Here is a 23,563-nt window from a genome sequence, read left to right on the forward strand (position 1 = left end):
GGAGGACTCAGGCGGTGCCGGGCTTCGGCGGGTCGGGGATCTCGTAGCCCGAGTCGCCGACCGACTTCCTCAGCGCGGCCTCCCAGGAGCCGTCGTCGACGTACTGCTCCAGCGCCGCGTTGACCTGGTCGACGAGCTCCTGGTCGCCCTTCTCGACCCCGATGCCGTAGCGCTCGTCGGTGAAGCCGTCGCCGACCACCTTGAGCTTGCCCTTGTACTTCTCCTGGCTCGCGTAGCCGGCCAGGATCAGGTCGTCGGTGGTGACGGCGTCGACGGTGCCGTCGAGCAGCGCGGCGACGCACTCGGAGTAGCGCGGGTATTCCTTGAGCGTGATGTCGCCCTTGTAGTGCTCGCGCACGTAGTCCGACGACGTGGTGCCCCTGACCGAGCACAGGGTGCGTCCGTCGAGGGTCTTCGGGCCGGTGATCTCGGTGTCGTTGCGGCGGATCAGCAGGTCCTGGTGGGCGACGAAGTAGGGCCCGGCGAAGTCGACGGCCTGCTTGCGCTCGTCGGTGATCGAGTACGTCGCGACGACCAGGTCCGCCTTCCCGCTCTCGAGCAGCTGCTCGCGCTCGCCGGGGTCGGCGCGCACCCAGGTGATGTCCTTCGCGTCGACGCCGAGCGCCTTCGCGACGTACGTCGCGGTGTCGACGTCGAACCCGCTGTAGGCGTCGCCCTCCTTGAACCCGACGCCGGGCTCGTCGAAGGAGATGCCGATGGTCAGCCTGCCGCCCTCCTGGGCGCCCTTCACCAGGTCGGGGGACTTGATCTCGCCGTCACCGCCGCAGCCGGCGAGGGTGGTGGCGAGGACCGCCAGGACGACGGCGACGCGGCTGCGCACGGCGGTCGTGCTCATCACTGTGCCCCCTCGACGTCGCCGCCGACGGGGAACGGCTCCTCGTCGACGTACCGCGGCCCGTCGTTGGTCCACACCGACTGCATCCGCCCGCCGGTGTCGGCCGCGACCTTCGGGCGCACGGCGATCCAGCCGACCCAGAGCACGAGCGCGATCACGGGGATGCCGAGCACGACGACGAGGAAGGTCGTCTTGTGCCAGAAGTACGGCGAGCTCTGCCACCCGGACACGGCGAGCCCGACGATCACCAGGGCCAGGAAGACCAGCCCGATGATCGAGGTCCACGGCGACCACGGCGCCTGGAACGGACTGGGTGGGACCACGCCGCGGTCGGAGAGCTGTCGCAACCGGATCTGGCACAGGAAGATCGAGGCCCAGGTGAAGACCACGCCGATGGCCGCGGCCTCGAGCGCGATCTCGAAGGCGTCGGGGGCCAGCGCGTTGAGCAGCGCGCCGAACACGTAGACGACCGAGGTCATCGCGATCCCTGCCCACGGCACACCGGACTCGCTCATCTTGAGCGTGAACGCGGGCGCCTGCTTGGACATGCCGAGGCTGCGCAGCACCCGGCCGGTCGAGTAGAGGCCGGAGTTGAGGCTCGACATGGCGGCCACGATGAGGATCACCTGGATCGCGGCGCCCATCCAGCTCAGCCCGAGGCGGTCGAAGACGGTGACGAACGGGCTGATGCCGGGCTTGAACTCCGAGGTCGGCAGCATGCAGACGAGCAGCAGGATCGAGCCGCAGTAGAAGACCGCGATCCGCATGATGACGGCGTTGACGGCCTTCGGCACCTCGCGGTGTGCGTCCTCCATCTCGCCGGCCGCGACACCGACCATCTCGATCGCGGCGTACGCGAAGACGACGCCGGACATGACCAGGATCGGGCCGTACCAGTAGAAGCCGTCCGAGGCTGGCCAGAACCCGCCCGGGTTGCTCCACAGGTTGGAGACCCCGGCCTCGTGACCGCCGATGTCGAAGGTGCCGATCACGACGACCAGGCCCACGACGAGGAAGACGACGATCGCGGCCACCTTGAGGATCGCGGCCCAGAACTCGAACTCGCCGAACGCGCGGGCCGAGAGCAGGTTGATCGCGAGCACGACCGCGAGCGCCACCAGCACCGTCGCCCAGGCCGGCAGGTTCGGGAACCAGTACTGCATGTAGAGCCCGACCGCCGAGAGCTCGGCGATGCCGGTGAGCGCCCAGTTCAGCCAGTACATCCAGCCGGTGACGTACGCCGCCGCCTCGCCGTAGAACTCGCGCATGTACGACACGAACGCGCCCGACGTCGCGCGGTGCAGCACCAGCTCGCCGAGCGCCCGCATCAGGAAGTAGGCGATGACGCCGACGAACGCATAGCTGAACAGCAGGGCCGGGCCGGTGCTGTGCAGCCTGCTCGCCGAGCCCAGGAACAGGCCGGTGCCGATGGCGCCACCGATCGCGATCATCTGGACGTGCCGGCGGCCGAGTGTCTGCTTGTACCCGACCTGCTCCGCGTCGAGCGCCGACTGCGCGCCACTCACCTGGGTCATCCGCGCCCTCCTTGGTCCGCACCGACCCCCGAGTGGGCCGGCACACGATCCGCGTCTGCGCATCGTGCACCTGCCGAGGGTGTCGTGGCCAGACCTAACGCAGCTCGGGCGTGTTGCCGGCGACGGCGGCCAGGACGGCGCCGACCACGCCGAGTCCGGCCAGGACGACGAAGAGCCCGGCCACGCTGCCCGTGAGCGTGACGACGGCGGCGCCGAACGCGGGTGACAGCGCGGCGGCGACCCCGACGGGCGCGTTGTAGACGCCGTTGAGCGCGGCGTACCGCTCCGGTCCCCAGTGGTCGCTGACCACGGTCGCGCCGACCAGCGTGAACAGTCCGCGGGCGGCGCCGGCCAGCACGGCGATCACGACGAGCAGCGGCACCGGTCCCGGCACCAGGGCCAGGGCGAGGACCATCGCCGCCAGCAGCACCATCACCAGCGCTGCCCTCGGGTTGGTGGGGAGGCGGCGGGCGAGGGCGGCGTACAGCAGCCGGCCGACGACCTGACCGGCGCCACTGAGCCCGAGCGCCCACGCGGCGAGCTGCACGCTCATCCCACGGTCGAGGAGCAGCGGCACCAGGTGGACCAGGGAGGCGAACATGACCAGCGTGGTCAGCGCGCCGGACGCGGCCACCAGCACGAAGGTGCGGCTGGTCAGGACCTCGCGGTCGGTGCGGGAGCGCTCGTGGGTGCCGTGCTCGACGGTGGCGGGGTGCCAGGGCAGGCGCAGCACCAGCGCGTGGGCGGGCGCTGTGACGACGAGCATGATCGCGCCGAGCACGACGTACGTCGCCCGCCAGCCCCACTCGGCGTCGAGGAACGCGACCAGCGGCGCGAAGATGGTCGAGGAGAGGGCGGCGGCCAGGGTCAGCGTCGTGATGGCCCGGACGCGCTGGTCGCCGTACCACTGGGTGAGGGCGGCGAACGCCGGCGGGTAGAACGTGCCGGCCCCCGCAGCACCTGCGACCAGCCAGCCGAGGGTGAACACCGCCAGGTTCGGCGCCGCGGCGATCAGCACCGCGCCGAGCGCGCCGAGCAGGCTCCCGGCCGTCATCACGACCCGGGGGCCACGGCGCTGGATGACGCGGCCGACCAGCACGCCCGCGAACGCGCCGGTCAGGCTGCCCGCCGAGAAGACCGACGTGACGGCGGCCCGGGACCAGCCGGTGTCGGCGCTGATGCCGGGCGCGAGGACGGTGAACGAGTAGTAGAGGACGCCGTACGCGACGGTGACCGTGACGCACAGCGCGACCAGGACGCCGCGGGCGCGCGGGTCCACGGTGCTCTCACTCATGTCCCCGCCATTCTCGGGCACGGACGCAGTCAGGTTGTCGGCAGGTCCGGTCGGTCACGCTGGCTGCATGTTCGACCTGGTCAACGGCCTGCCCATCCACCCGCTCGTCGTCCACGCCGTGGTGGTGCTGCTGCCGCTCGCCGTCCTCGGCACCATCGCGATCGCCGTACGACCGGCGTGGCGCGAGCGGTACGGCGTCCTCGTCGTCGGCACCGCGCTCGTCGCGACCGTGCTGGTCCCGGTCGCGACGTCGAGCGGCGAGGCGCTCGAGAAGCACGTCGGCGACCCCGGCAACCACGCTGCGCTCGGCGACCAGCTGATCTGGTTCGCGATCCCGCTCCTGCTGCTCGCAGCCGCCCTGACCTGGCTGCACCGGCGCGACGCCGGCGCGACCGTGCTCAAGGGCGTCGCCGCGCTCGCCGTCGTGGCGGCCCTGGCGACGGCCGTGCAGGTGTACCGGGTCGGCGACTCGGGCGCCCGGGCGGCGTGGGGCGACCAGGTGTCGTCGGCCACTCCCGGTGGCTCAGGGGACTGAGCACCCGGGGTTTGCCACGATGGGGGTGTGGCCCTGCTCGACTCCGCCCTCCCCCTCGCCGCCGCCCCGATGGCCGGCGGCCCCTCCACGCCGGCCCTCGCTGCGGCCGTGACCGCGGCGGGCGGTTTCGCCTTCCTGCCCGCCGGCTACCTGTCGGCCGAGGCGTTCGCCGACCACCTCGCAGCCGCCCACGCGACGGGATCCCCCTTCGGGGTCAACCTCTTCGTGCCGCAGCCGGGCGCCATCGACCCCGGCGCCTACCGGGCCTACGCCGACGCGATCCGGGGTGAGGCGGAGGAGCTGGGCGTCGAGCTCCCCACCGAGCCACGGCACGACGACGACGCCTGGCGGGACAAGGTGGCGCTGCTGGTGTCCGACCCGGTGCCGGTGGTCTCCCTGACCTTCGGTCTCCCCGACCACGCCGACATCGCCGCACTGCGGGATGCGGGCTCCCGGGTGCTGGCGACGGTGACCACGCCCGAGGAGGCCCGGGCCGCCGAGGACGCCGGGGTCGACGGGCTGGTCGTCCAGGGCCCCGCGGCCGGCGGGCACAGCGGCACCTTCGACCCGCGCCGGACGATCACCGACGCCGCGACGGCGGACGTCGTGCGCGCGGTGGCCGGCGTGACCCGGCTGCCGCTGATCGCGACCGGCGGCGTGTCAGGACCGACCGACGTACGCGACCTGCTGGCGGCCGGCGCCGAGGCGGTCGCGGTCGGCACCCTGCTGCTGCGCGCCACCGAGGCCGGTACGACGCCCACCCATCGCGCCGCCCTCGCCGACCCGGCGTTCACCGGGACCGTCGTCACCCACGCCTTCACCGGCCGGCCCGCCCGGGCGCTGCGCAACGGGTTCGCGCAGCGGCACCACGCGGAAGCGCCGTACGGCTACCCGGAGCTGCACCACCTGACCCGCGACCTGCGCCGCGCCGCCGCCGGGGCGGGCGATCCGCACCGGCTGCACCTGTGGGCCGGCACCGGCTGGCGCAGCGCCGAGGAGCGACCGGCCGCGGAGATCGTGCGGGACCTTGCCGCCGGGCTCTGACGGCCGGACCCACGCTAGGCTCGGTGCCGTATGCAAGGAGGGCGAGCGGTGACCGACACCCCGGGCTCGACCGCTGCCCGACCTCGGGTCAGCGTCGTCGTGATCACCTACAACCACGAGAGATTCATCCGCCACACGCTCGAGTCGATCGTCTCGCAGCAAGCGGGGTTCCCGTTCGAGGTGATCGTCGCGGACGACGCGTCCACCGATGCCACGCCGGACATCGTGCGCGAGATCGCGGCCCGGCATCCAGGCGTGGTCGTCCCGGTGCTGCGGGAGGCCAACATCGGGATCCACCCCAACGTGGTCGACGCGATGAACCGGGCGACGGGCGAGTTCGTCGCCCTGTGCGAGGGCGACGACTACTGGATCGACGACCGCAAGCTGGCACGCCAGGTCGCGCTCCTCGACGCCGACCCGGCCGCGACGGTCTGCTTCCACCCGGTCCAGGTCATCTGGGACGACGACTCGGAGGAGCCGAGCGTGTTCCCGGCGCCGGAGCGACTCGCCGATCCCAGCCTGGTCGCACTGGTCGAGGACAACTTCATCCAGACGAACTCGGTCGTCTACCGCCGCCGCGACGGGTACGACGACGTGCCGGACGTGATGCCGCTGGACTGGTACCTCCACGTGCTGCACGCCGCCACGGGACGGATCCTGGTCGACCCGGAGGTCATGTCCGTCTATCGCCGTCACCCGGGCGGTGTGTGGTCGGACAGCGTCACCGCCCCGCTCCAGTTCTGGCAGAAGCAGGCGGCCGGCCACGCCGCCGCGATCGAGGCCGCCGCCGCGCTGCTCACCGGGATCCCCGACACCGCCGAGCCGCTGGCCCACCACGCGGGTCGCATCCTCGGCAGCGTGACCGCCGCTGACAACGAGGATCCCGCGGTCGGGCTCCTTCGAGAGACCGTTGCCGCCCACCCGCAGTGGGCGACCCTCGGCATCCGCGGCCAGTCCGCCGCTCGTGCCACGGACCGCGCCGCGCTCGTCGACGCGCAGGAGCTCGCCACGGCACTGAGCCGGGACGTCGGCATCCTGCGTGAGGTGCTCGAGCGGCGCACGACGAAGCTCCGAACACACCAGGCCCGCGCCAAGGAGCTCCAGCGTCGGGTGCGCCGGCTGGAGGCCGAGCTCGCCCAGGCCACCGGCGGGACGGCCCGCGAGCGTGTCAGCCGGCTACTGCGGCGCCTCGGCCGCCGGGACTAGGTCGTCGCGGGCTTCGTCACGACGTACAGCACCGAACGAGGCGCCAGCGCGTGCCGCAGCATCCGCTGCAGCCCGAACGCACGCCAGCCCAGCTGCTCGACCACGAAGCCACCGGCAGCGAGGTTGCGGACGAAGGTGGTCCGGTCGTAGAGCCGCACGTGGTCGTCCTGCCCGAACCGGCGCCACCGCTCGGACACGTCGGTCTCGGACACGTCCTCGTCGAAGGCACCGTCCGGAGCGATCGGCACCATGGCGATGCCGCGGCCACCGGGCGCGAGGATCCGGTGGAGCTCGCTGATGGCCGCCGCGTCGCTGTCGACGTGCTCGAGGACGTGCGAGCAGATGAACACCTCGAAGGCCCCGTCCGGGTAGCCCTTCATGTCGGTGATGTCGACGACGTCGTCGACATCGGGCATGAAGAGGTCGGCGCTGCGGTAGTCGACGTCCGGCCGTTCCCGGAGTCGCGCCTCCAGAGGGCGCGACGGCGCGAACTCGAGGACCCGGCGCCGCGGGCCGCGCGACAGGAACCGCTCGAACCAGAGCAGGTAGAGGCGGTCGCGGTCGGACGCACCGCACTCAAGGCACTGGTAGTACCTCGCGTTGAGCGTCTCGAAGTCGGCGACGCGGTACCTGCTCCCGTGCGCTGCCAGGGTGCTGTCGAGATCAGCGGTGATGTCCGAGAACCTGCCGCGCTTGCCGCACACGTTGCACTGCCTGCGCCGCGGGTCCAGCAGACCTCCGCGGTAGTGGACCACCTTCGACGCGGCGCGTCGCGCTGCGGTCTTCGCCTTCATCCCTGCACCTCCGGGATCAGACACTACCGAGCAGCAATCCCTTCACGTAGGCCGCCTGCCCCGCGTGCTGCGCGCAGTCGTCGACCACGCTGACCAGCCGGACGCCGAGGGTCACGGGCGGGTCCCAGCGGGTGTCGACGACCCGGTCGAGGTCGTCGCCGCTGAGGGCACCGACGTAGCCGAGGGTGCGGGCGTGGGTGGCGCGGTGGTAGTCGAGTAGCAGCCCGGCCGGGGCGAGGACCGAGCCGACCTGCTCACTGGAGTGGCCGTAGCCGATGTCGCGCGGGTCGAGCGGCAGGGCGAACCGGTCGGCGTACCCGTCCTCGGTCCACACCTGCTCGGTCCCGGCCACGTGGGCGACGTGGTCGTCCTGCACCCGGGTCAGGTGCCAGACCAGCCACGCGATGCTGTTGGCGTCCGGACCCGGGCGCTGGGCGAGGAGGGCGTCGTCGGCGCCGTCGAGGACGTTCTCGACGACGCCGAGGACGCGGGAGAACGCGTCGGTCAGCAGGTCGGCAGGAGTCATGCGTCCGACGCTACGCCCGGGTGCCGCACCGCTGTAACACGTCGTCCGACGCTCGGGTCGCCGCCGGATCGCTGTAACACGTGGTTCGACGCTCTGGGCGCCCCGTGTCGCCTGTACCCGCCCCGCACCGGCCCCTCCTGGCGTGGTCTCGCGGCGGGTGGAGCAGCGAACCACGTGTTACAGCCCGGCCGGGCCGGCGCCGAGCACTCAGCCGCGCGGGGCCGTACGGCGCACGGGACGGCCCCGGCCGCAGGTCAGCGGATGAGCTCGTCGAGCCGGTTGTAGACGTCGGCCGAGCCCTGCAGGACGCGGCTCTCGCGGCCGTCGATCGACACCGGGACCGGGCCCTGCACGGTGATCCGGCGGACCTCGCGCAGCTGGGTGTCGAAGTCGGCGGTGGCGTAGTGCTGGGTGGCGCGGTTGTCCCAGATCGCGACGTCGCCCTGCTCCCACGTCCAGCGCACGGTGTTCTCGAGCTTGGTGACCCGGTCCTGGAGGAGGTTGAACAGGGTCGAGGACTCCTTGGAGTTGAAGCCGACGAAGTTCTTCACGAAGTGGCCCAGCAGCAGGGAGCGCTCGCCGGTCTCCGGGTGGATCCGCACCACCGGGTGCTCGGTCTGGTAGACCGTCGAGGCGAACTCGGCCCGGCTGAACTGCGTGTTGGCCTCGCCCTCCTCGGTGTAGTGGTTGGCGTAGTCGTAGTCGTTGGTGTGCACCGCCCACAGGTCGTCGACGAGCGCCTTGAGCTGCGGCGGGAGGGTCTCGTACGCCGTCACCGTGTTGGCCCAGACCGTGCTGCCGCCGTACGCCGGGATGGTCACGCCGCGCAGGATCGAGAACGCCGGCACCCGGTCGACGAAGGTGACGTCGGTGTGCCAGGAGTTGGCGGCCATGCCCTGGGTGGCCTTGAGCGCGAGCACGCGGGCGCTGCCGGTGTTGACCGTCGGGTGGGCGGTGGTGAGCGGGCCGAGCAGCTCGCCGAAGGCGATCTGACCGTCGTCGTCGAGGTGGTCCTGGCCGCGGAAGAAGACGACCTTGTGCTCGTTGAGGGCCGCGCGGATCTCGGCGACCGTCTCCGGCGCGAGGTCGGCACCGAGGCGTACGCCGTCGATGCGGGCGCCGATCCGGCTGCCCAGCTTGCTCACCGTGATGGTCGTGGGAGCGGCGGTCTCGCGGTCGAGGCTGATGGTCATGAGGGCGTCCTTCGGGTCGCTGGGGAATTCCCTGGGGAGTCGCCAGGGATCGAACGAGGCCCAACGGTGGGGAGGAAACCCGCGCCGGACAAGGCTTTCGCTCACCGTGAGCCGAACCTGCCCGGATCCCGGGACACGGTTGCACGGCACCCTCCGTCGTGATCTACAGTTTGTCGAGTAGGTTGATAGACATTGCAGATCGGCGACCGGGACAGGAGGCACGGCATGACGCGCTCACCGATCATCACCGTGTCCCGCGGCCGGTTCAGCTCCACGGCGACCCAGGTCCTCGAGCAGGTCCGCACCGCGGGCCGCGCCTCGCGCGACGAGATCGCCGCCGCCACCGGCCTGAGCATCGCCACCGTCGGGCGCACCGCCGCCCTGCTCGTCGAGCGCGGCCTGCTCCGCGAGCGACCCGACCTGGCCCGGCCCGGCGCGACCGGCCGGCCCGGCGTCCCCGTCGAGATCGACGCCGACCACTACGTCACGATCGGCGTCCACGTCGGGCGCCGGATCGCCACCGTCGCGCTCGGCGACCTCACCGGACGCGTCCTCGCCTCGACGACCGTACGCCGCCCGCTCGGAGCCGAGCCCGACCTCGAGCAGCTCAGCCGCGAGGCCGCGACGCTGCTCGGCTCCCACCCCGGCCGGGTGCCGCTCGCGGCCGGTCTGGTCGCGCCCTGGCGGGAGATCGGCCTGGTCCCGAGCGAGCGCGAGACCGAGCTGCACGAGCTCACCGGTCTCCCGGTCCGCACCGGCGACCACATCTCCGCGGTCGCGGCCGCCGAGTTCCTGCACCGCCGCCAGGGACGCGGCAGCACCGGAGGTCTCACGCTCTACCTGTACGCCCGCGACACCTTCGGCTGGTCGGTCGCGGTCGACCGCGGCGTGCAGACCGACGTCACCCGGGCCGCCAGCCTGACCCACTTCCCCACCGGCGCGGACGTCCCGTGCACCTGCGGCCGCTCGGGCTGCCTGGCGGTGGCGGTCGACGTGCTGCCTGCCGTGGAGCGGGCCCGCACCCTCGGCGCGATGGCCGGCTCGGTGCGCGACATGCTCTCCCCCGACCAGGTGGTCCTGGTCGGCCAGGCCTTCACCGGCGACCCCGGCCTGCTCGACGTCATCGTCACGGCCTACGAGGAGCACACCGCCCTCGACCACCGGGTCCCCGTGTCGTTCACCCGCTTCGGCAGCGACATCCAGGCGATCAGCGCCTGCACCGTCGCCCTCGGTCCCGTCCTCGACGACCCGCTCGCCTGTGTCGAGCTCACCGGTGTCGAGGCGGACGGCGCGTGTCGACCCGGCGCCTGACCACCCTCACCGCTCTCGGACCTCCCGCACCCTGCGAAAGGAACACCTGTGTCCAGCTCTGCCCCCGCGCACCCGCGCCGACGACCCCGACGAGTCCGACGCCTCGCGGCCGCGCTGCTCGCCTCGACCACCCTGCTGGCGGCCACGGCCTGCTCGTCGGCTGTCGACGAGCTGAAGTCCAGCTCCAGCGAGCGCCAGGAGGGCGGCACCCTGCGGGTCGGCGCCCTCAACGACATCGTCCCGGCGCGGATCTTCACGAACTCCAGCGACTCCATCAACCTGCTGATCGGCAGCGTCTACGACTCGCTCATCGACTACCCGCTCGACAAGCTCGAGCCCAAGCCGTCGCTGGCGACGTCGTGGGAGCTGTCGCAGGACGGCACCCAGCTGACCCTGCAGCTGCGCGACGACGTGAAGTTCCACTCCGGCCGCCCGTTCACCAGCAAGGACGTCGAGTTCAGCATCAAGACCTGGGCCGACCCGGTCTGGACGGTGCAGCTGCAGCGCACGGCCGCCGCGATCACCGGCTTCGACACCAGCGACGAGCACGCGATCACGCTGACCTTCGCGCACCCGCTCAGCAACGTCTTCGACCTGCTCGACATGCTCCCGATCATCGACAAGGACACGATCGACCAGCTCCGTGAGGGCAAGGCGTTCGTGGGCACCGGCCCCTTCGAGTTCAAGAGCTGGAGCCCGGGTGCGAAGCTCAGCTTCACCCGCAACGACGACTACTGGCGCGGCAAGCCGTCGCTCGACGGCATCGACGTCAGCGTCATCCCGGACCCGCAGGCCCAGGTCGCGCAGCTGCGTGCCCACCAGCTCGACCTGATCCTCGGCGCGTCGTATCGCGACTTCGAGAGCCTCGGCAAGGACGACCAGTTCCACGTGAACCAGTGGGACGGCGCCGAGGGCCAGGTGTACGTCGGCACCAACGTCACCAACCCGGCGCTGTCCGACGTGCGGGTCCGCCAGGCGATCGCCTACGCCCTCGACCGCAAGCGCGTGGTCAGCGAGGTGCTGCGCGGCGCCGGCGTCCCGATCAGCCTGCCGTGGCCGAGCTACTCGCCGGCGTACGACGAGAAGGCCAACGCCACCTACGACTACGACCTCGACAAGGCCAAGGCGCTGGTCGACGAGGCGAAGGCCGACGGCGTCGCGATCCCCAAGCTGCCGCTGACCTACCCCTCGGAGAACCCGATCTACGGGGCCATCGCGCAGATCGTGCAGGCGGACCTGGCGAAGGTCGGCATCGAGGTCGAGCTCGACCCGCAGGAGCAGGCGCAGGTGATCCAGCAGCTGATCGGCGCGAAGTTCCCCGCACTGTGGATCCTCAGCCACGGCTACGCGCACTACACGCCCTCGACGCTCGCGGTCTCGGCCTACCCCTTCAACGCCGACCACAACGCCTCCCTGTACGTCGACGACGCCTACAAGGCGGCCGCCGAGAAGGTGTGGAAGCAGAAGGCCGGCGAGGTCGACCCCGCCGACTACGCCGCGCTCGACGAGCAGCTGCTGAAGGGCTCGTTCCTGCTGGAGATCGCGATCACCCTGCCGCAGGACGCGAGCAGCACCCAGGTCCACGACATCGGCGAGACCAAGCGCGGCGAGCCGCTGTTCTACGACACCTACCTGACGAAGTGAGTCGATCACGATGATCCGCTACCTCCTCAGCAGACTGGGCTCGGCCCTGCTGGTGACGGTGCTGGCCTCGATCGGGATCTTCGCCCTGATCCGGCTGGTGCCCGGCGACCCGGTCACGGTGCTCGCCGGGCCGGACGCCACGCCCGAGTCCCGCGCGGCCATCCGCGCGGAACTCGGGCTGGACCAGCCCTTCTGGAGCCAGTACGTCCACTGGCTCGGCGACCTCGTGCGCTTCGACCTCGGGCCGTCGTACAAGCTCGGCGGCGACGTGGGCGACCTGATCGCCGACGGCGCGCTCAACACGGTGGTGCTGACGCTGTTCGCGCTGGTGCTGGCCTCGGCCGGTGCGCTGCTGACCAGCACCGCCGCGGTCGTGTGGGACAAGCGGTGGCTGAACTCGCTGCTGTCCGCCCTCAACACGGCCGCGGTGGCGGTGCCGACCTTCGCGACGGCGCTGGTGCTCGTGCTGGTGTTCGCGGTGCGCTTCCCGGTCCTCCCGGCCGGGGGCACGCCGCCCAGCGGCTTCTTCTCGCACCCGGACATCGCCTTCCAGTACCTGCTGCTGCCGGGCCTGGCCCTGGCCCTGCCGGCATGGGCGGCGCTGACCCGGTTCCTGACCGAGGGGCTGCGCACCCAGCTGCAGCAGCCGTACATCACCACGGCACGGGCGCTCGGCATCCCGCGGCGCCGGATCGTGCTGACCCAGGCGCTGCGCAACGCGCTGCCGTCGTCGATCACGGTGCTGGGCATCCAGTTCGGCACCCTGCTCGGCGGCGCCATCCTGGTCGAGGCGGTCTTCGCCTGGCCGGGCCTGGGCCGGCTCATCGAGCAGGGGATCTCGTCGCGCGACTACCCCGTCGTGCAGGTCCTGCTGCTGCTCTCGGTCGTCGTGTTCGTGCTCACCCAGCTCGCCAGCGACCTCCTCCACGCGTGGCTCGACCCGCGCGTCCGGCTGAACGGAGTCTCCTGATGGCCGACATCGCGATCACCGAGCCGCTCGTCCCGGTGCCCGTCGGACCGGTCCCCGGCGACCCCGCACCGGCGCGGCGTCCGGGCCTGCTGCACGCGCTGCGCCACGGCCGCGGCCTGGCGGGCGTCGTGCTCGTCGGCGCGGTCGTGCTGCTCGGCGTGCTCGGGCCGCTGCTGGCGCCGTACGGGCCGACCGAGCAGGTCAAGGGCGCCAACCTGGTCGGCCCCTCCGCCGGCCACTGGCTCGGCACCGACGAGCTGAACCGGGACATCCTGTCCCGCACCCTGTACGGCATCCGGGTGGACCTGGTCGTCGTCTTCGCGGCGGTGCCGGTGGGGGCGGTGCTCGGTGTGCTCCTCGGCCTTCTCACCAGCTGGTGGACGCTCACCGACGTGATCGCGCAGCGCGTCTTCGACCTGCTGCTCGCGTTCCCGGCGCTCATCCTCGGCATCTTGCTGACCGCGTTCTTCGGCCCGGGCCTGCTCACCGTCGGCATCGTGATCGTCGCGCTGGAGATCCCGGTGTTCGGCCGCCTGGTGCGCACCGCGGTGCGCACCGTCCGCGAGATGCCGTTCGTCGAGGCGTCGCAGGTCGTCGGCGCGAGTCCGGTGTGGGTGCTGCGCAAGCACGTGCTGCCCAACTCGCTGGAGCCGCTCACCGTCCAGCTCGCCGTCTCCATGTCGGTGGCGGTGTTCGTCGAGGGCGCGATGAGCTTCCTCGGGCTCGGCGTGCGCCCGCCCCACCCGTCGCTCGGCTCCCTCATCAAGGACGGCGTCCGGCTGCTGCACGAGGCCCCGTTCTTCGCCGTGGGTCCGCTGGCCGTCGTGGTCGCGCTGGTCCTCGGGCTCCTGCTCATCTCCCAGTCCCTCTCGGAGGCCCGCCGTGCTTGATCTCCACTCCACCGAGCAGGTGCTTGCGATCGAGCACCTCGCCATCTCCTTCGCCCACCCCCGGCCCGCGGTCGAGGACGTGTCGGTGACCCTGCACCGCGGCGAGATCCTCGCCCTGGTGGGCGAGTCCGGCTCCGGCAAGTCGATGACGGCCCGCGCCGTCCTCGGCCTGCTCCCCCCGGGAGCGCGGGCCACCGGGTCGATCCGGTACGGCGGCGAGGAGATCCTCGGCCTCCCCGAGGCGGACCTCAACCGGATCCGGGGGAGGCGGATCGCGATGGTGTTCCAGGAGCCGCAGACCGCGCTCAACCCGGTACGCACGATCGGCTGGCAGCTGCGCGAGGCGCTGCGTGCGCACGGCACCAGGTCCCGCAAGGCCGCCCGGGAGCGGGCGATCGAGCTGCTGACTGCGGTCGAGATCCCGGAGCCGGAGCGCCGCCTGTCGTCGTACCCGCACCAGCTCTCCGGTGGCCAGAAGCAGCGCGTCGTGCTCGCCCTCGCCCTGGCGAACGAGCCGGACGTGCTGCTCGCCGACGAGCCCACCACCGCGCTCGACGTGACCGTGCAGGCCGAGATCCTGCGGCTGCTCGACCGCATCCGCGAGCGGACCGGGACCGCGATCGTGCTGATCACCCACAACATGGGTGTGGTCGCCGAGATCGCGGACCGGGTGGTCGTGCTGCAGGCCGGCAACGTCGTCGAGGAGGGCGAGACCCGCGCGCTCTTCGCCCAGCCGCGCGAGCCGTACACGAAGGCGCTGCTCGCCTCCGTGCTGCGGCTGCCCGAGCTCGACAGCGTCGTCGAGCCGGCGGTGCCGACGGCGGAGACGGCGTGTCAGGACGAGGCGCCGGCAGTGGAGTTCCGCGGCGTGCACGTGCGCTACGGCTCCAGCCGTCGCGGCCGCGCCTTCCCCGCGATCACGGACGTCTCCCTGCAGGTGGCACCCGGCGAGGTGGTCGGCCTGGTCGGCGAGTCGGGGTCGGGCAAGACCACGCTGGGCCGGCTGGCCGCGGGCCTGGTCCCGCTCGCCGAGGGTCAGGTGCTGCTGCGCGGCGAGGACGTCCTCGCGGCACCGCGCGCCGAGCGGCGGCACCTGCGCCGCGGCCTGGCGTTCGTGCACCAGGACCCCGAGGCCTCGCTCGACCCCCGCTACGCCGTGGGGGCGAGCATCCGCGAGCCGCTCGACATCCACGAGGTCGGTACGCCGGCCGAGCGGGAGGCCCGGGTGGCCGAGCTGCTCGAGGCTGTCCAGCTCCCGGCGTCGTACGCCGGGCGCCGGCCACGCGAGCTCTCCGGCGGCCAGCGGCAGCGGATCGCCCTGGCCCGGGCGCTGGCTCTCGAGCCCACGCTGCTGGTGGCCGACGAGCCGACCAGCGCGCTCGACGTGTCGGTGCAGGCGCGGGTGCTCGAGCTGTTCCGCGACCTGCAGGAGCGGCTCGGGTTCGCCTGCCTGTTCATCAGCCACGACCTCGCCGTCGTGCACCAGGTGGCCGACCGGGTGGCCGTGCTGCGCGCCGGCGAGCTGGTCGAGACCGGACCGGTGGGCCGCGTGTTCGCCCGGCCCGAGGCGGACTACACCCGCCGGTTGCTCGACGCCGTCCCCGTGCCCGACCCGGCCCGCCGCGGCGGGCGCCGGGTGCGCGAGCTGGCGTCGTGAGCGGTGCGTGCTGCGCCGGGTCGCTCGCCCAGGCAGACCTGCTGACGATCGGTCCGGCGGCGCCCTACCGGCCGAGCTCCGAGGACCGCGAGACCCGCGGCCAGAAGGAGGTGCCGGGCGGCACCTTCGCCATGGGGGATCCCTTCGGCGACGGTGCCCCCGGCGACGGCGAGGGACCGGTGCACGAGGTGCGGCTGGCGCCGTACCTGGTCGACGAGACGGCCGTGACCAACGTCGCGTTCGCGCGGTTCGTGAAGGCCACCGGCTACGTCACCGAGGCCGAGCAGCTGGGCGTCTCGGCCGTCTTCCACCTCGCGGTCCAGGCCCGGCGAGGCGACGTGCTGCACCGGCTCGACACCACCCCGTGGTGGGTCGCGGTGAAGGGCGCGGACTGGCGGCACCCCGCTGGCCCGCTGTCCTCGATCGGCGACCTGCCGCACCACCCGGTCGTGCACGTCACGTGGAACGACGCGCAGGCCTACTGCCGCTGGGCGGGCAAGCGCCTGCTGACCGAGGCCGAGTGGGAGCTCGCCGCCCGCGGTGGGCTCGACGGCCGCCGGTTCCCGTGGGGCGACGAGCTGCACGACGGCGGCGCCTGGCGGCTCAACGTGTGGCAGGGCGACTTCCCGGTCGCCAACGACCTCGACGACGGCTACCTCACCACGGCGCCCGTGAAGTCCTACCGGCCCAACGGCTACGGGCTGTTCCAGACCGTCGGCAACGTCTGGGAGTGGTGCGCCGACTGGTTCGACCCGACGTACTACGCGGCCTCCCCGGTCGACGACCCGCGCGGCCCGCGCCACGGGCGCGCCCGGGTCATGCGCGGCGGCTCGTACCTGTGCCACGACTCCTACTGCAACCGCTACCGCGTCGCCGCCCGCACCGGCAACACCCCCGACTCGGCCTCGGCCAACATCGGCTTCCGGTGCGGCAACTCCCTCCCCCTGGAGGTCGTCGAGTAGCCGCGAGCGCCAGCGAGCGGCGTATCGAGACGTCTCGATACGCCGCTCGGCTGGCGCCTCGGGCTACTCGACGACCTCACTCGACAGAACGGACCCTCCATGACTGACCGCACCCACCTGCCCTTCCACCGCGACCGCGCTCCCTTCGAGGCCGAGCTCGACGCCCGCGACCAGGTCGCGCCGCTGCCCCTGCGCGAGCGCCTCGACGCACCCGAGGGTGCGCCGAACGTGCTCGTCGTCCTCCTCGACGACATGGGCTTCGGCGCCCCGTCGGTGTTCGGCGGGCCGTGCCGCACGCCCGTCGCCGAGGAGCTCGCCGACGACGGCCTGCGCTACACGCGCTTCCACACCACCGCGCTGTGCTCCCCCACGCGCGCCGCGCTGATGACCGGGCGCAACCACCACGCCGTCGGCGTCGGCACCGTCATGGAGATCTCCACCGGCGCCCCCGGCTACGACGGCCAGCGGCCGCGCAGCGCCGGCACCCTCGCGCAGATCCTTCGTGGCAACGGCTACAGCACGGGCGCCTTCGGCAAGTGGCACCAGACCCCGCCGTGGGAGCAGACGGCGGCCGGGCCGTTCGACAGGTGGCCCACCGGCGAGGGATTCGACCGGTTCTACGGCTTCCTCGGCGGCGAGGCCAGCCAGTTCGAGCCGACCCTCGTCGACGGCACCACGTTCGTCGACCCGCCACGCACCGCGGCCGAGGGCTACCACCTGTCCGAGGACCTGGCCGACCGCGCGATCGCGTGGACCGGCGACGTGCGCCGCCACGCGCCGGACAAGCCGTGGTTCTGCTACCTGGCGTTCGGCGCCACGCACGCGCCCTTCCAGGTGCCGGAGTCGTGGCGGGACCGGTACCGCGGGGACTTCGCGCACGGCTGGGACCGCCAGCGCGAGCTCACCCTGGAGCGGCAGAAGCAGCTGGGCGTCGTACCTCCCGACGCGCAGCTGGCTCCCTGGACGCCCGGCGTCCCGCACTGGGACGAGGTCTCCGACCTCGAGCGGGAGACCGGCCAGCACCTGATGGAGCTCTACGCCGCGTTCGCGGAGCACACCGACGCCCAGGTGGGGCGGGTGATCGAGGCGCTCCGCGAGCGTGGCGAGCTCGACAACACGATCCTGCTCTACATCCTCGGCGACAACGGGGCCTCCGCCGAGGGCGGCGACGCGGGCACCCTCAACGAGGGGCTGCACTTCAACGGGATCGACGAGGACCCCGAGCGGATCGCGCGGTTCATCGCCGAGCGGCCCGGCGAGCTCGGCGGACCGGACACCTACGCGCACTACCCCGCGGGGTGGGCGGTGGCCATGGACACGCCGTACCAGTGGACCAAGCAGGTCGCCTCCCACTACGGCGGCACCCGCAACGGCCTGGTCGTGCACTGGCCGGCCGGCATCCGGGCCCGGGGCGAGGTGCGCCACCAGTGGCACCACGTCAACGACGTGCTGCCGACGCTGCTCGAGGTGGCCGGCGTACCCGTGCCGGAGACGATCGACGGCGTCGAGCAGGCGCCGCTCGACGGGGTCTCGTTCGCATACTCCTTCGACGCCCCGCAGGCGGCGGAGCGGCACACCACGCAGTACTTCGAGATGTTCGGCAACCGCGGGATCTACCACGAGGGCTGGACGGCGGTCGCCGCCCACAAGGCGCCGTGGCACCCGCGGTTCGAGGACACGCCGCGCTTCGAGGACGACCGCTGGGAGCTGTACGACACCACGACCGACTGGACCCAGGCCGTCGACCTGGCCGCCGCGGAGCCGGAGCGGCTGGCTGAGCTGCAGGAGCTGTTCCTGGCCGAGGCACGGCGCAACCACGTGCTGCCGATGGACGACAAGCTGGTCTTCGCCCGCTCCGCCGGCAGCCGGCCCGCGCCCCCGGAGTCGATCGTGCTCGGGCCGACCTCGGGACGCCTGCGCGACGACGCCGTACCCGTCGTGCGCAACGCCTCCCACCTGGTCCGTGCGGTGTTCTCGGGTGGCCCCTCCACCCGTGGGGTGCTCGTCGCGCAGGGCGGGTACTTCGGCGGCTGGTCGCTCTACGTGCGCGACGGCGTGCTCACCTGGGCCTACAGCTACGCCGCGATCGACTGGACCCACGTGCGCTCCACGGTGCCGCTGTCCGAGGGGGACCACGTCGCCGAGCTGCGGTTCGCCTACGACGGCGGCGGCTTCGGCAAGGGCGCCGACGTCACCCTCGTCCTGGACGGGTCGGTGGTCGGCCAGGGTCGGCTGGAGCGCTCGCTGCCCGGCATGTTCTCGATGGACCAGACCCTCGACGTCGGCATCGACCGCGGCACGCCGGTCACCGACGACTACGGCACCCGCGACGGGTACCGGTTCACCGGGCGGATCGAGCGGGTCGAGATCGTCACCGGCACGGACGCGCTCACCCCGCCGCTGGAGGACCAGGTGCAGGCGGTGCTGGTCGCGCAGTAGGGGTCGGGCCGGCGGTTGCAGCACCGGTTGCGCCGCCGGTCACGAGGCCGGCGACCGCACCACCGGCGCCACGAACCGCTCGAGCAGGCGCCGCTCCTCGGCCTCGTCGCCGCCGGGGACCGTGAGCAGCGAGACGATCACCCGCACCAGCCACCGGGCGGTCTCCGGGTCGGGCGCCATGGTGAGGCCGAGCGCCTCGACCACCTCGGAGCCCTGGGCCAGGTCCGCAGTGCGGCCGGCGTCGGGCTCGCGGAACCAGGCCGCGAGCGCCGGCGCGGCCCGCACGTGGCGCAGCGCCGCCAGGACGGCGTCGGTCACGGTGGCCGGCGCGTCGGCGGCGACCAGGGCTCCGACCCGCACCGCCTCGCGCTGCACGAACGCCAGCTGCAGGGCCGGCCGGTCCGGGAAGTAGCGGTAGAGCGTGGCCCGCGAGCAGCCCGCCGCTGCGGCGATCTCGCCCATCGCGACGGCGTCGACCCCGCGCGCGGCGAACAGCCCACCGGCCGCGTCCAGGATCCGCTCCACCGCGGGCGTACGACGGTCGACCCAGCTCACGAGACCACCAGCGGCACCGAGAGCGGGCGACGGACGTAGGGCCCGGGCGCCCAGGTCACCGCGTCCTCGTCGACGGTGAAGTCGGGGATCCGGGCGAGCAGCTCCTCCAGCGCCACGGTGATCTGCAGCCGCGCGGCGGCGGCCCCCAGGCAGTGGTGGTGGCCCTGGCTGAAGCTCAGCACCTGGCTCGGGCGACGGCGTACGTCGAGCAGCTCGGCGTCCGGCCCGTACCTGCGCGGGTCGCGGTTGCCGGCGCCGAACAGCAGCAGCACCTTGCGCCCCGCCGGGATCGTGGTGCCGTGCAGCTCGACGTCGCGCGTGGTCGTGCGGGCCAGGCCCTGCACGGGCGAGGTGAGCCGGAGGAACTCCTCGACGGCGTCGGGAACCAGACCGGGGTCCTCGGTCAGGAGGGCGCGCTGGTCGGGGTGTGCGGCGAGCAGCTGGACCGCGCCGCCGAGAGCGCCGGTGGATGTGTCGTTGCCGCCGGCGACCATGGTGAAGACGAAGGCGAGGATCTCCAGCAGGTCGGTCCCGGCCATGACCAGCTGGGAGACGGTGTCCTCGCCGGGCTCGCTGCGGCGCCGCTCGACGAGGTCGGCGAAGTAGGCCATCAGCTCCGTCGTGGCGCTCGCCGCGTCGGCCGCGGCGAGCACGCCGTCGCCGGAGACGTTGGCCGCGACGATCGCGCTGCTCCAGTCGTCGAACCGCGGCTGGTCCTCGACCGGCACGCCGAGGTAGTGGCCGACGACCAGGCTCGGCAGCGGCTTGAACAGCCCCGCCACGACGTCGCCGCCGCCGGCGGCCCGCAGCGTGTCGAGCCGCTCCACCACGAACGCCCGCACCACCGGCTCGAGGTCGCGCACCTGCCGCGGCGTGAAGCCGCGCGCGACCAGGCGGCGGAAGGTCGTGTGCACCGGCGGGTCGGTCATCACGAACGGCGGGTTGTCGACCAGCCCGATCCGCTCGAGCTCGTCGTACTCGACGGTGAGCCCGCCCGTGCTGGAGTAGGTCGCCACGTCGACCGCAGCGGCCAGGACGTCCGCGTGCCGGGACAGCACGTAGTGGTCGTGCTCCGGGTGCCGCGACGGCACGACGTGGTGGACCGGGTCGTGCTCGCGCAGCCACGCGTACGACGCCCACGGGTCGCGCCACGCCTCACCACCACCCGGGTGGTAGCCCTGGAACAGTTCAGCCGACATGCTCCAAGATTGAGACATGTCGGCAGATCTGTCTAGCGGCCTGACAGCGTCAGGCGATGACCGCCTCCGGGACGGACCCCTCGGGCGCGCGGCGCTCGGCGTCGGTCAGCCAGGCCAGCTGCTCGAGCCGGTCGAGGATCGTGTGCAGCAGGTCGGCCGTGGTCGGGTCGGCCGCGTCGACGGCGTCGTGGACCTCGCGGACGGTGCCGGCGACGGCGTAGATCGAGGCGACGATCGCGTCGATCGCCTCACCCGTCGCGACCTCGCCGCCCGGGAAGGCGGGGAGGCTGGACTGGGCGGCGGTGCGGGCGGAGGTGCCGTCGGGGACGACGTACAGCGCACGCATCCGCTCGGCGACGGCGTCGGTGAACTCACGAGCGGCGTCGACGATCTCGTCGAGCTGCAGGTGCAGGTCGCGGAAGTTCGGGCCGACCGCGTTCCAGTGCGCCTGCTTGCCCTGCAGGGCGAGGTCGTTGAGGTCGACGAGGACCCGCTGCAGGTGGCCGGCGAGGGCCGCGTCGGCCCGGAAGGCGGGGTGGGAGACGTGCTGGGACGAGCGGTGACGGGTCACGGTGGTGGCCACGGGGTGGTGCTCCCTTCGGTGGGGGTCGGTGCCCACCACCCTGCCACGCTTTTTGGAACCATTCCAGAAAAGAGAGCCTTGCCTCACTCGGCGCCGGCAGGCCTGCGCCGCGTCCGCCATCCCCACGATGGGCGAACGCGGCGCAGGGGTCCCAGGAGGCTCAGCGCACCCGCTTGGCTGCGCTCACCCGCACCACCACGGCGTACGCCGGGCGGGTGCCGGTCACCTGCACGCAGACCTTCTTCCCCCGATCGCGCGCCTTCAACCGGTAGCCGGCCTTCGTGGCACCCGTGATCGCCCTGCCGTTGCGGAACCACTGGTAGCTCAGCACGACCGGCGCCGGACCCCACACGCCCGGCACCGCCTTCAGCCTGTGCCCGACCCGCGCCCTGCCCGAGATGCGCGGCGTGCCGGCCTCGATGGCTCCCGGCCCGGCACCCGCAGGAGCGTTGGTGGCCGGCTCGTCGACCACCGGCGGGGCCGCCGCCACGGTGACCGTCACGGTGGCCTGCTCGGACTCCTGGAGGAGCTCATCGCGGATCGTGTACCAGAAGGTGACGACGCCGACGTAGCCCGCGTCCGGGGTCAGCGTGAAGCTGCCGTCGTTGGCATAGACCAGCTTCGCGTGCTCGGGGATCGACCAGCTGGAGCCCGTGATCGCCCCACCCTCGGCGTCCGTGTCGTTGACCAGGACCCCCTGGCCGGCCGGGACGACGAGGGGCACGCCCGAGACGGCCTGGTAGCTGTCGGCGACCGCGACCGGCGCGTCGTTGCGCACCACGATGGTGATCGTCGCGGTGTTGCTGGCGGCGCTCTTCGGGTCCTTGCTGGTGTAGGTCACCGTCTCGGTGCCGTGCCAACCGGCCTCGGGCTGGTAGGCGAAGGCGCCGGTCTCGAAGTCGAAGTCGGTGAAGCTGCCGTGCTGGGCGGCGCCCCGGAAGGCGACGTCGAGGTCCTCGTCCTCGAAGTCGGTGTCGTTGGCGAGCACGCCCTGCGCCGCGGCGACGGTGAGCGTGTGGCCCTGGTGGATCTCGTACGCGTCGTTCTTGGCGACCGGCGCCTGGTTGACCAGCGGCGGCACCACGGTGACCGTGACGAGCGCCCAGTTGCTGGTGTTCGCGTCGACGTCGGTCAGCCGGTAGCCGAACGTGTCCGAGCCGGTGTAGCCGGTGGCCGGCGTGTAGGTCAGTGTCCTCGCGGTCCAGTCGGCCAGCACCGTGCCGTGGGTGCCGGGAACCACGTTGCTGATGTCGAAGGCGGAGTCGGTGTCGGTGTCATTGGCCGTCAACGTCGCGAACGCGACGACCAGCGAACCGTCCTTCGCGACCTGGACGGCGTCGTCGGCGGCCACCGGCGCGATGGTCTTCACGGTGAGCGACACGGTGACGTACGCCGACGTGAGCCCCTCGGAGTCGCGGGCCTGGTACTGGAAGGAGTCCGGGCCGACGTACCCGGGCTGCGGGGTGTAGGTCCACGTGCCCGCGGCCGCCTTGAAGCTGCTGAGCGTGCCGTGGCTGGGCTGGCCGTGCCCGCCGACCTCGATGTAGGCCGAGTCGGCGTCGGTGTCGTTGACCAGGACGCCGGTGGCCTTGGTCATCACCAGGCTGCCGTTCCTCGCGACGACGTAGGAGTCGGGGTTCGCGACGGGCGCCTTCGGCGGCCCCTGGTCGGTGATCGTGATGGTCAGCACCTGCCGGGTGGCGTTGGCACCGTCGGAGACGGTGTAGACGAAGCGCCGCGTCCCGACGAAGCTGGTCGGGGGCGTGTAGACCCAGGTCGTCGGCGTCATCCAGCTGGCGTTGGTGAGGTCCTCGCCGGGCAGCAGACCGGACTCGGCGACGATCGACGTCACGGAGACGACGGAGCCCTCCGGGTCGGTGTCGTTGGCGGCCAGGTCGGCCTTGAGGTCGCTGACCACCTTCTTGAGGCCCTTCGCCGCCGCGAGGGTGTCGGGCTGCGCGACCACGGGCGCGTTGCCCGGCTGGCCGAAGGTGATCTTGACGCTCAGCCAGTCGCTGACGTTGGTGCCGTCGGTGAGCTGGTAGGTCAGCTCCCCGTTGCCCCCGTTGCCGACGGCGGTGATCGTCGTCAGGCACGTCTGCTTGTCGTAGGTGACGGCCCAGCCGTTGGGGCCGATCGCGGCCAGCGAGATCGGGTCGCCCTGCGGGTCGCTCGCGCCGCTGCACAGGTTGACCGTGACCGGTGTGGCGTTGGGCGTGCTCAGGTAGCGGATCGGGGCGGTCGGCGCGGCGGCCGGGTCGGCGTGCGCGGCAGCCGGGACGAGGGCGAGCAGCGCGACCGCGAGGGCGGTGGTGAGGGCCGCGCCGAGCGCGCGCAGGCAGGTGCGTGGGGACATGGCTCCAGCCTCGG

The 23,563-nt window shown here is 72.5% G+C and carries 20 protein-coding genes; 10 read left to right on the forward strand and 10 right to left on the reverse strand.

Going from position 1 to position 23,563, the window contains the following annotated elements; genetic code table 11:
* Nucleotides 1-7 precede the first annotated feature (7 nt).
* The 3 genes from BJ958_RS18850 to BJ958_RS18860 all read right to left on the reverse strand — a co-directional run bounded on the left by BJ958_RS18850 (nt 8) and on the right by BJ958_RS18860 (nt 3,685).
* Entirely contained in the window at nt 8-856 is an 849-nt protein-coding gene (locus BJ958_RS18850; RefSeq protein WP_179728421.1) for a glutamate ABC transporter substrate-binding protein, read from the reverse strand.
* Complete coding sequence (locus tag BJ958_RS18855; RefSeq protein ID WP_218865865.1) at nt 856-2,391, reverse strand: amino acid permease; 1,536 nt, start codon at nt 2,389-2,391, stop codon at nt 856-858. The genes BJ958_RS18850 and BJ958_RS18855 overlap by 1 nt, the downstream gene beginning before the upstream one ends.
* 94 nt (nt 2,392-2,485) lie before the next feature.
* Nucleotides 2,486-3,685 (reverse strand): MFS transporter, encoded by a 1,200-nt coding sequence (locus tag BJ958_RS18860; protein ID WP_179728422.1) that lies wholly within the window; start codon nt 3,683-3,685, stop codon nt 2,486-2,488.
* Nucleotides 3,686-3,752: 67 nt separating this feature from the next.
* On the opposite strand from BJ958_RS18860, the gene BJ958_RS18865 reads away from it, so the two are divergent.
* The 3 genes from BJ958_RS18865 to BJ958_RS18875 are packed head-to-tail and all read left to right on the forward strand — an operon-like array spanning nt 3,753 to nt 6,470.
* Nucleotides 3,753-4,220 carry a DUF2231 domain-containing protein gene (locus tag BJ958_RS18865; RefSeq protein WP_179728423.1) on the forward strand — a complete coding sequence of 156 codons (468 nt, stop codon included), beginning with the start codon at nt 3,753-3,755 and terminating at the stop codon, nt 4,218-4,220.
* A 27-nt stretch (nt 4,221-4,247) separates the two neighbouring features.
* Nucleotides 4,248-5,264 carry a nitronate monooxygenase gene (locus BJ958_RS18870; RefSeq protein ID WP_343052733.1) on the forward strand — a complete coding sequence of 339 codons (1,017 nt, stop codon included), beginning with the start codon at nt 4,248-4,250 and terminating at the stop codon, nt 5,262-5,264.
* Nucleotides 5,265-5,312: 48 nt separating this feature from the next.
* A complete protein-coding gene (locus BJ958_RS18875; RefSeq protein ID WP_179728424.1) occupies nt 5,313-6,470 on the forward strand; it encodes a glycosyltransferase in 1,158 nt (385 codons plus the stop codon).
* On the opposite strand, the gene BJ958_RS18880 is transcribed toward BJ958_RS18875, so the two are convergent.
* From BJ958_RS18880 to BJ958_RS18890, 3 genes are all read right to left on the reverse strand, one after another.
* Complete coding sequence (locus tag BJ958_RS18880) at nt 6,467-7,264, reverse strand: class I SAM-dependent methyltransferase (RefSeq protein ID WP_179728425.1); 798 nt, start codon at nt 7,262-7,264, stop codon at nt 6,467-6,469. The genes BJ958_RS18875 and BJ958_RS18880 overlap by 4 nt on opposite strands.
* A 16-nt stretch (nt 7,265-7,280) precedes the next feature.
* Entirely contained in the window at nt 7,281-7,790 is a 510-nt protein-coding gene (locus BJ958_RS18885) for a mycothiol transferase (protein ID WP_179728426.1), read from the reverse strand.
* A 254-nt stretch (nt 7,791-8,044) separates the two neighbouring features.
* Nucleotides 8,045-8,983, reverse strand: coding sequence for a TauD/TfdA dioxygenase family protein (locus BJ958_RS18890; RefSeq protein ID WP_179728427.1), 939 nt, complete (start codon nt 8,981-8,983; stop codon nt 8,045-8,047).
* Nucleotides 8,984-9,208: 225 nt separating this feature from the next.
* Between BJ958_RS18890 and BJ958_RS18895 the strand changes: the two genes are divergently transcribed.
* The 7 genes from BJ958_RS18895 to BJ958_RS18920 all read left to right on the forward strand — a co-directional run bounded on the left by BJ958_RS18895 (nt 9,209) and on the right by BJ958_RS18920 (nt 18,856).
* Nucleotides 9,209-10,294: an ROK family transcriptional regulator gene (locus BJ958_RS18895; RefSeq protein ID WP_179728428.1), complete on the forward strand. Its 1,086-nt coding sequence runs from the start codon at nt 9,209-9,211 to the stop codon at nt 10,292-10,294.
* 48 nt (nt 10,295-10,342) lie between these two features.
* A complete protein-coding gene (locus BJ958_RS18900; protein WP_179728429.1) occupies nt 10,343-11,938 on the forward strand; it encodes an ABC transporter substrate-binding protein in 1,596 nt (531 codons plus the stop codon).
* Between the two features lie 10 nt (nt 11,939-11,948).
* A complete protein-coding gene (locus BJ958_RS27375) occupies nt 11,949-12,908 on the forward strand; it encodes an ABC transporter permease (protein ID WP_218865867.1) in 960 nt (319 codons plus the stop codon).
* Nucleotides 12,908-13,798 carry an ABC transporter permease gene (locus tag BJ958_RS18905; RefSeq protein WP_218865868.1) on the forward strand — a complete coding sequence of 297 codons (891 nt, stop codon included), beginning with the start codon at nt 12,908-12,910 and terminating at the stop codon, nt 13,796-13,798. The genes BJ958_RS27375 and BJ958_RS18905 overlap by 1 nt, the downstream gene beginning before the upstream one ends.
* Nucleotides 13,791-15,455, forward strand: a complete 1,665-nt coding sequence (locus BJ958_RS29145; RefSeq protein WP_179728431.1) for a dipeptide ABC transporter ATP-binding protein — start codon at nt 13,791-13,793, stop codon at nt 15,453-15,455. The genes BJ958_RS18905 and BJ958_RS29145 overlap by 8 nt, the downstream gene beginning before the upstream one ends.
* Nucleotides 15,452-16,417 (forward strand): SUMF1/EgtB/PvdO family nonheme iron enzyme, encoded by a 966-nt coding sequence (locus BJ958_RS18915; protein WP_179728432.1) that lies wholly within the window; start codon nt 15,452-15,454, stop codon nt 16,415-16,417. The genes BJ958_RS29145 and BJ958_RS18915 overlap by 4 nt, the downstream gene beginning before the upstream one ends.
* 99 nt (nt 16,418-16,516) lie before the next feature.
* Complete coding sequence (locus BJ958_RS18920) at nt 16,517-18,856, forward strand: arylsulfatase (protein WP_179728433.1); 2,340 nt, start codon at nt 16,517-16,519, stop codon at nt 18,854-18,856.
* 39 nt (nt 18,857-18,895) lie between these two features.
* On the opposite strand, the gene BJ958_RS18925 is transcribed toward BJ958_RS18920, so the two are convergent.
* The 4 genes from BJ958_RS18925 to BJ958_RS18940 form a co-directional block, all read right to left on the reverse strand.
* Entirely contained in the window at nt 18,896-19,411 is a 516-nt protein-coding gene (locus tag BJ958_RS18925; RefSeq protein WP_179728434.1) for a TetR family transcriptional regulator, read from the reverse strand.
* Nucleotides 19,408-20,610: a cytochrome P450 gene (locus BJ958_RS18930; RefSeq protein ID WP_179728435.1), complete on the reverse strand. Its 1,203-nt coding sequence runs from the start codon at nt 20,608-20,610 to the stop codon at nt 19,408-19,410. The genes BJ958_RS18925 and BJ958_RS18930 overlap by 4 nt, the downstream gene beginning before the upstream one ends.
* Nucleotides 20,611-20,659: 49 nt before the next feature.
* Nucleotides 20,660-21,193 carry a Dps family protein gene (locus BJ958_RS18935; protein ID WP_343052734.1) on the reverse strand — a complete coding sequence of 178 codons (534 nt, stop codon included), beginning with the start codon at nt 21,191-21,193 and terminating at the stop codon, nt 20,660-20,662.
* 160 nt (nt 21,194-21,353) lie between these two features.
* Nucleotides 21,354-23,549, reverse strand: coding sequence for an Ig-like domain-containing protein (locus tag BJ958_RS18940; protein WP_179728437.1), 2,196 nt, complete (start codon nt 23,547-23,549; stop codon nt 21,354-21,356).
* Between the last annotated feature and the right edge of the window lie 14 nt (nt 23,550-23,563).

Source organism: Nocardioides kongjuensis (assembly GCF_013409625.1).
In the GTDB taxonomy this organism is placed as follows: domain Bacteria; phylum Actinomycetota; class Actinomycetes; order Propionibacteriales; family Nocardioidaceae; genus Nocardioides; species Nocardioides kongjuensis.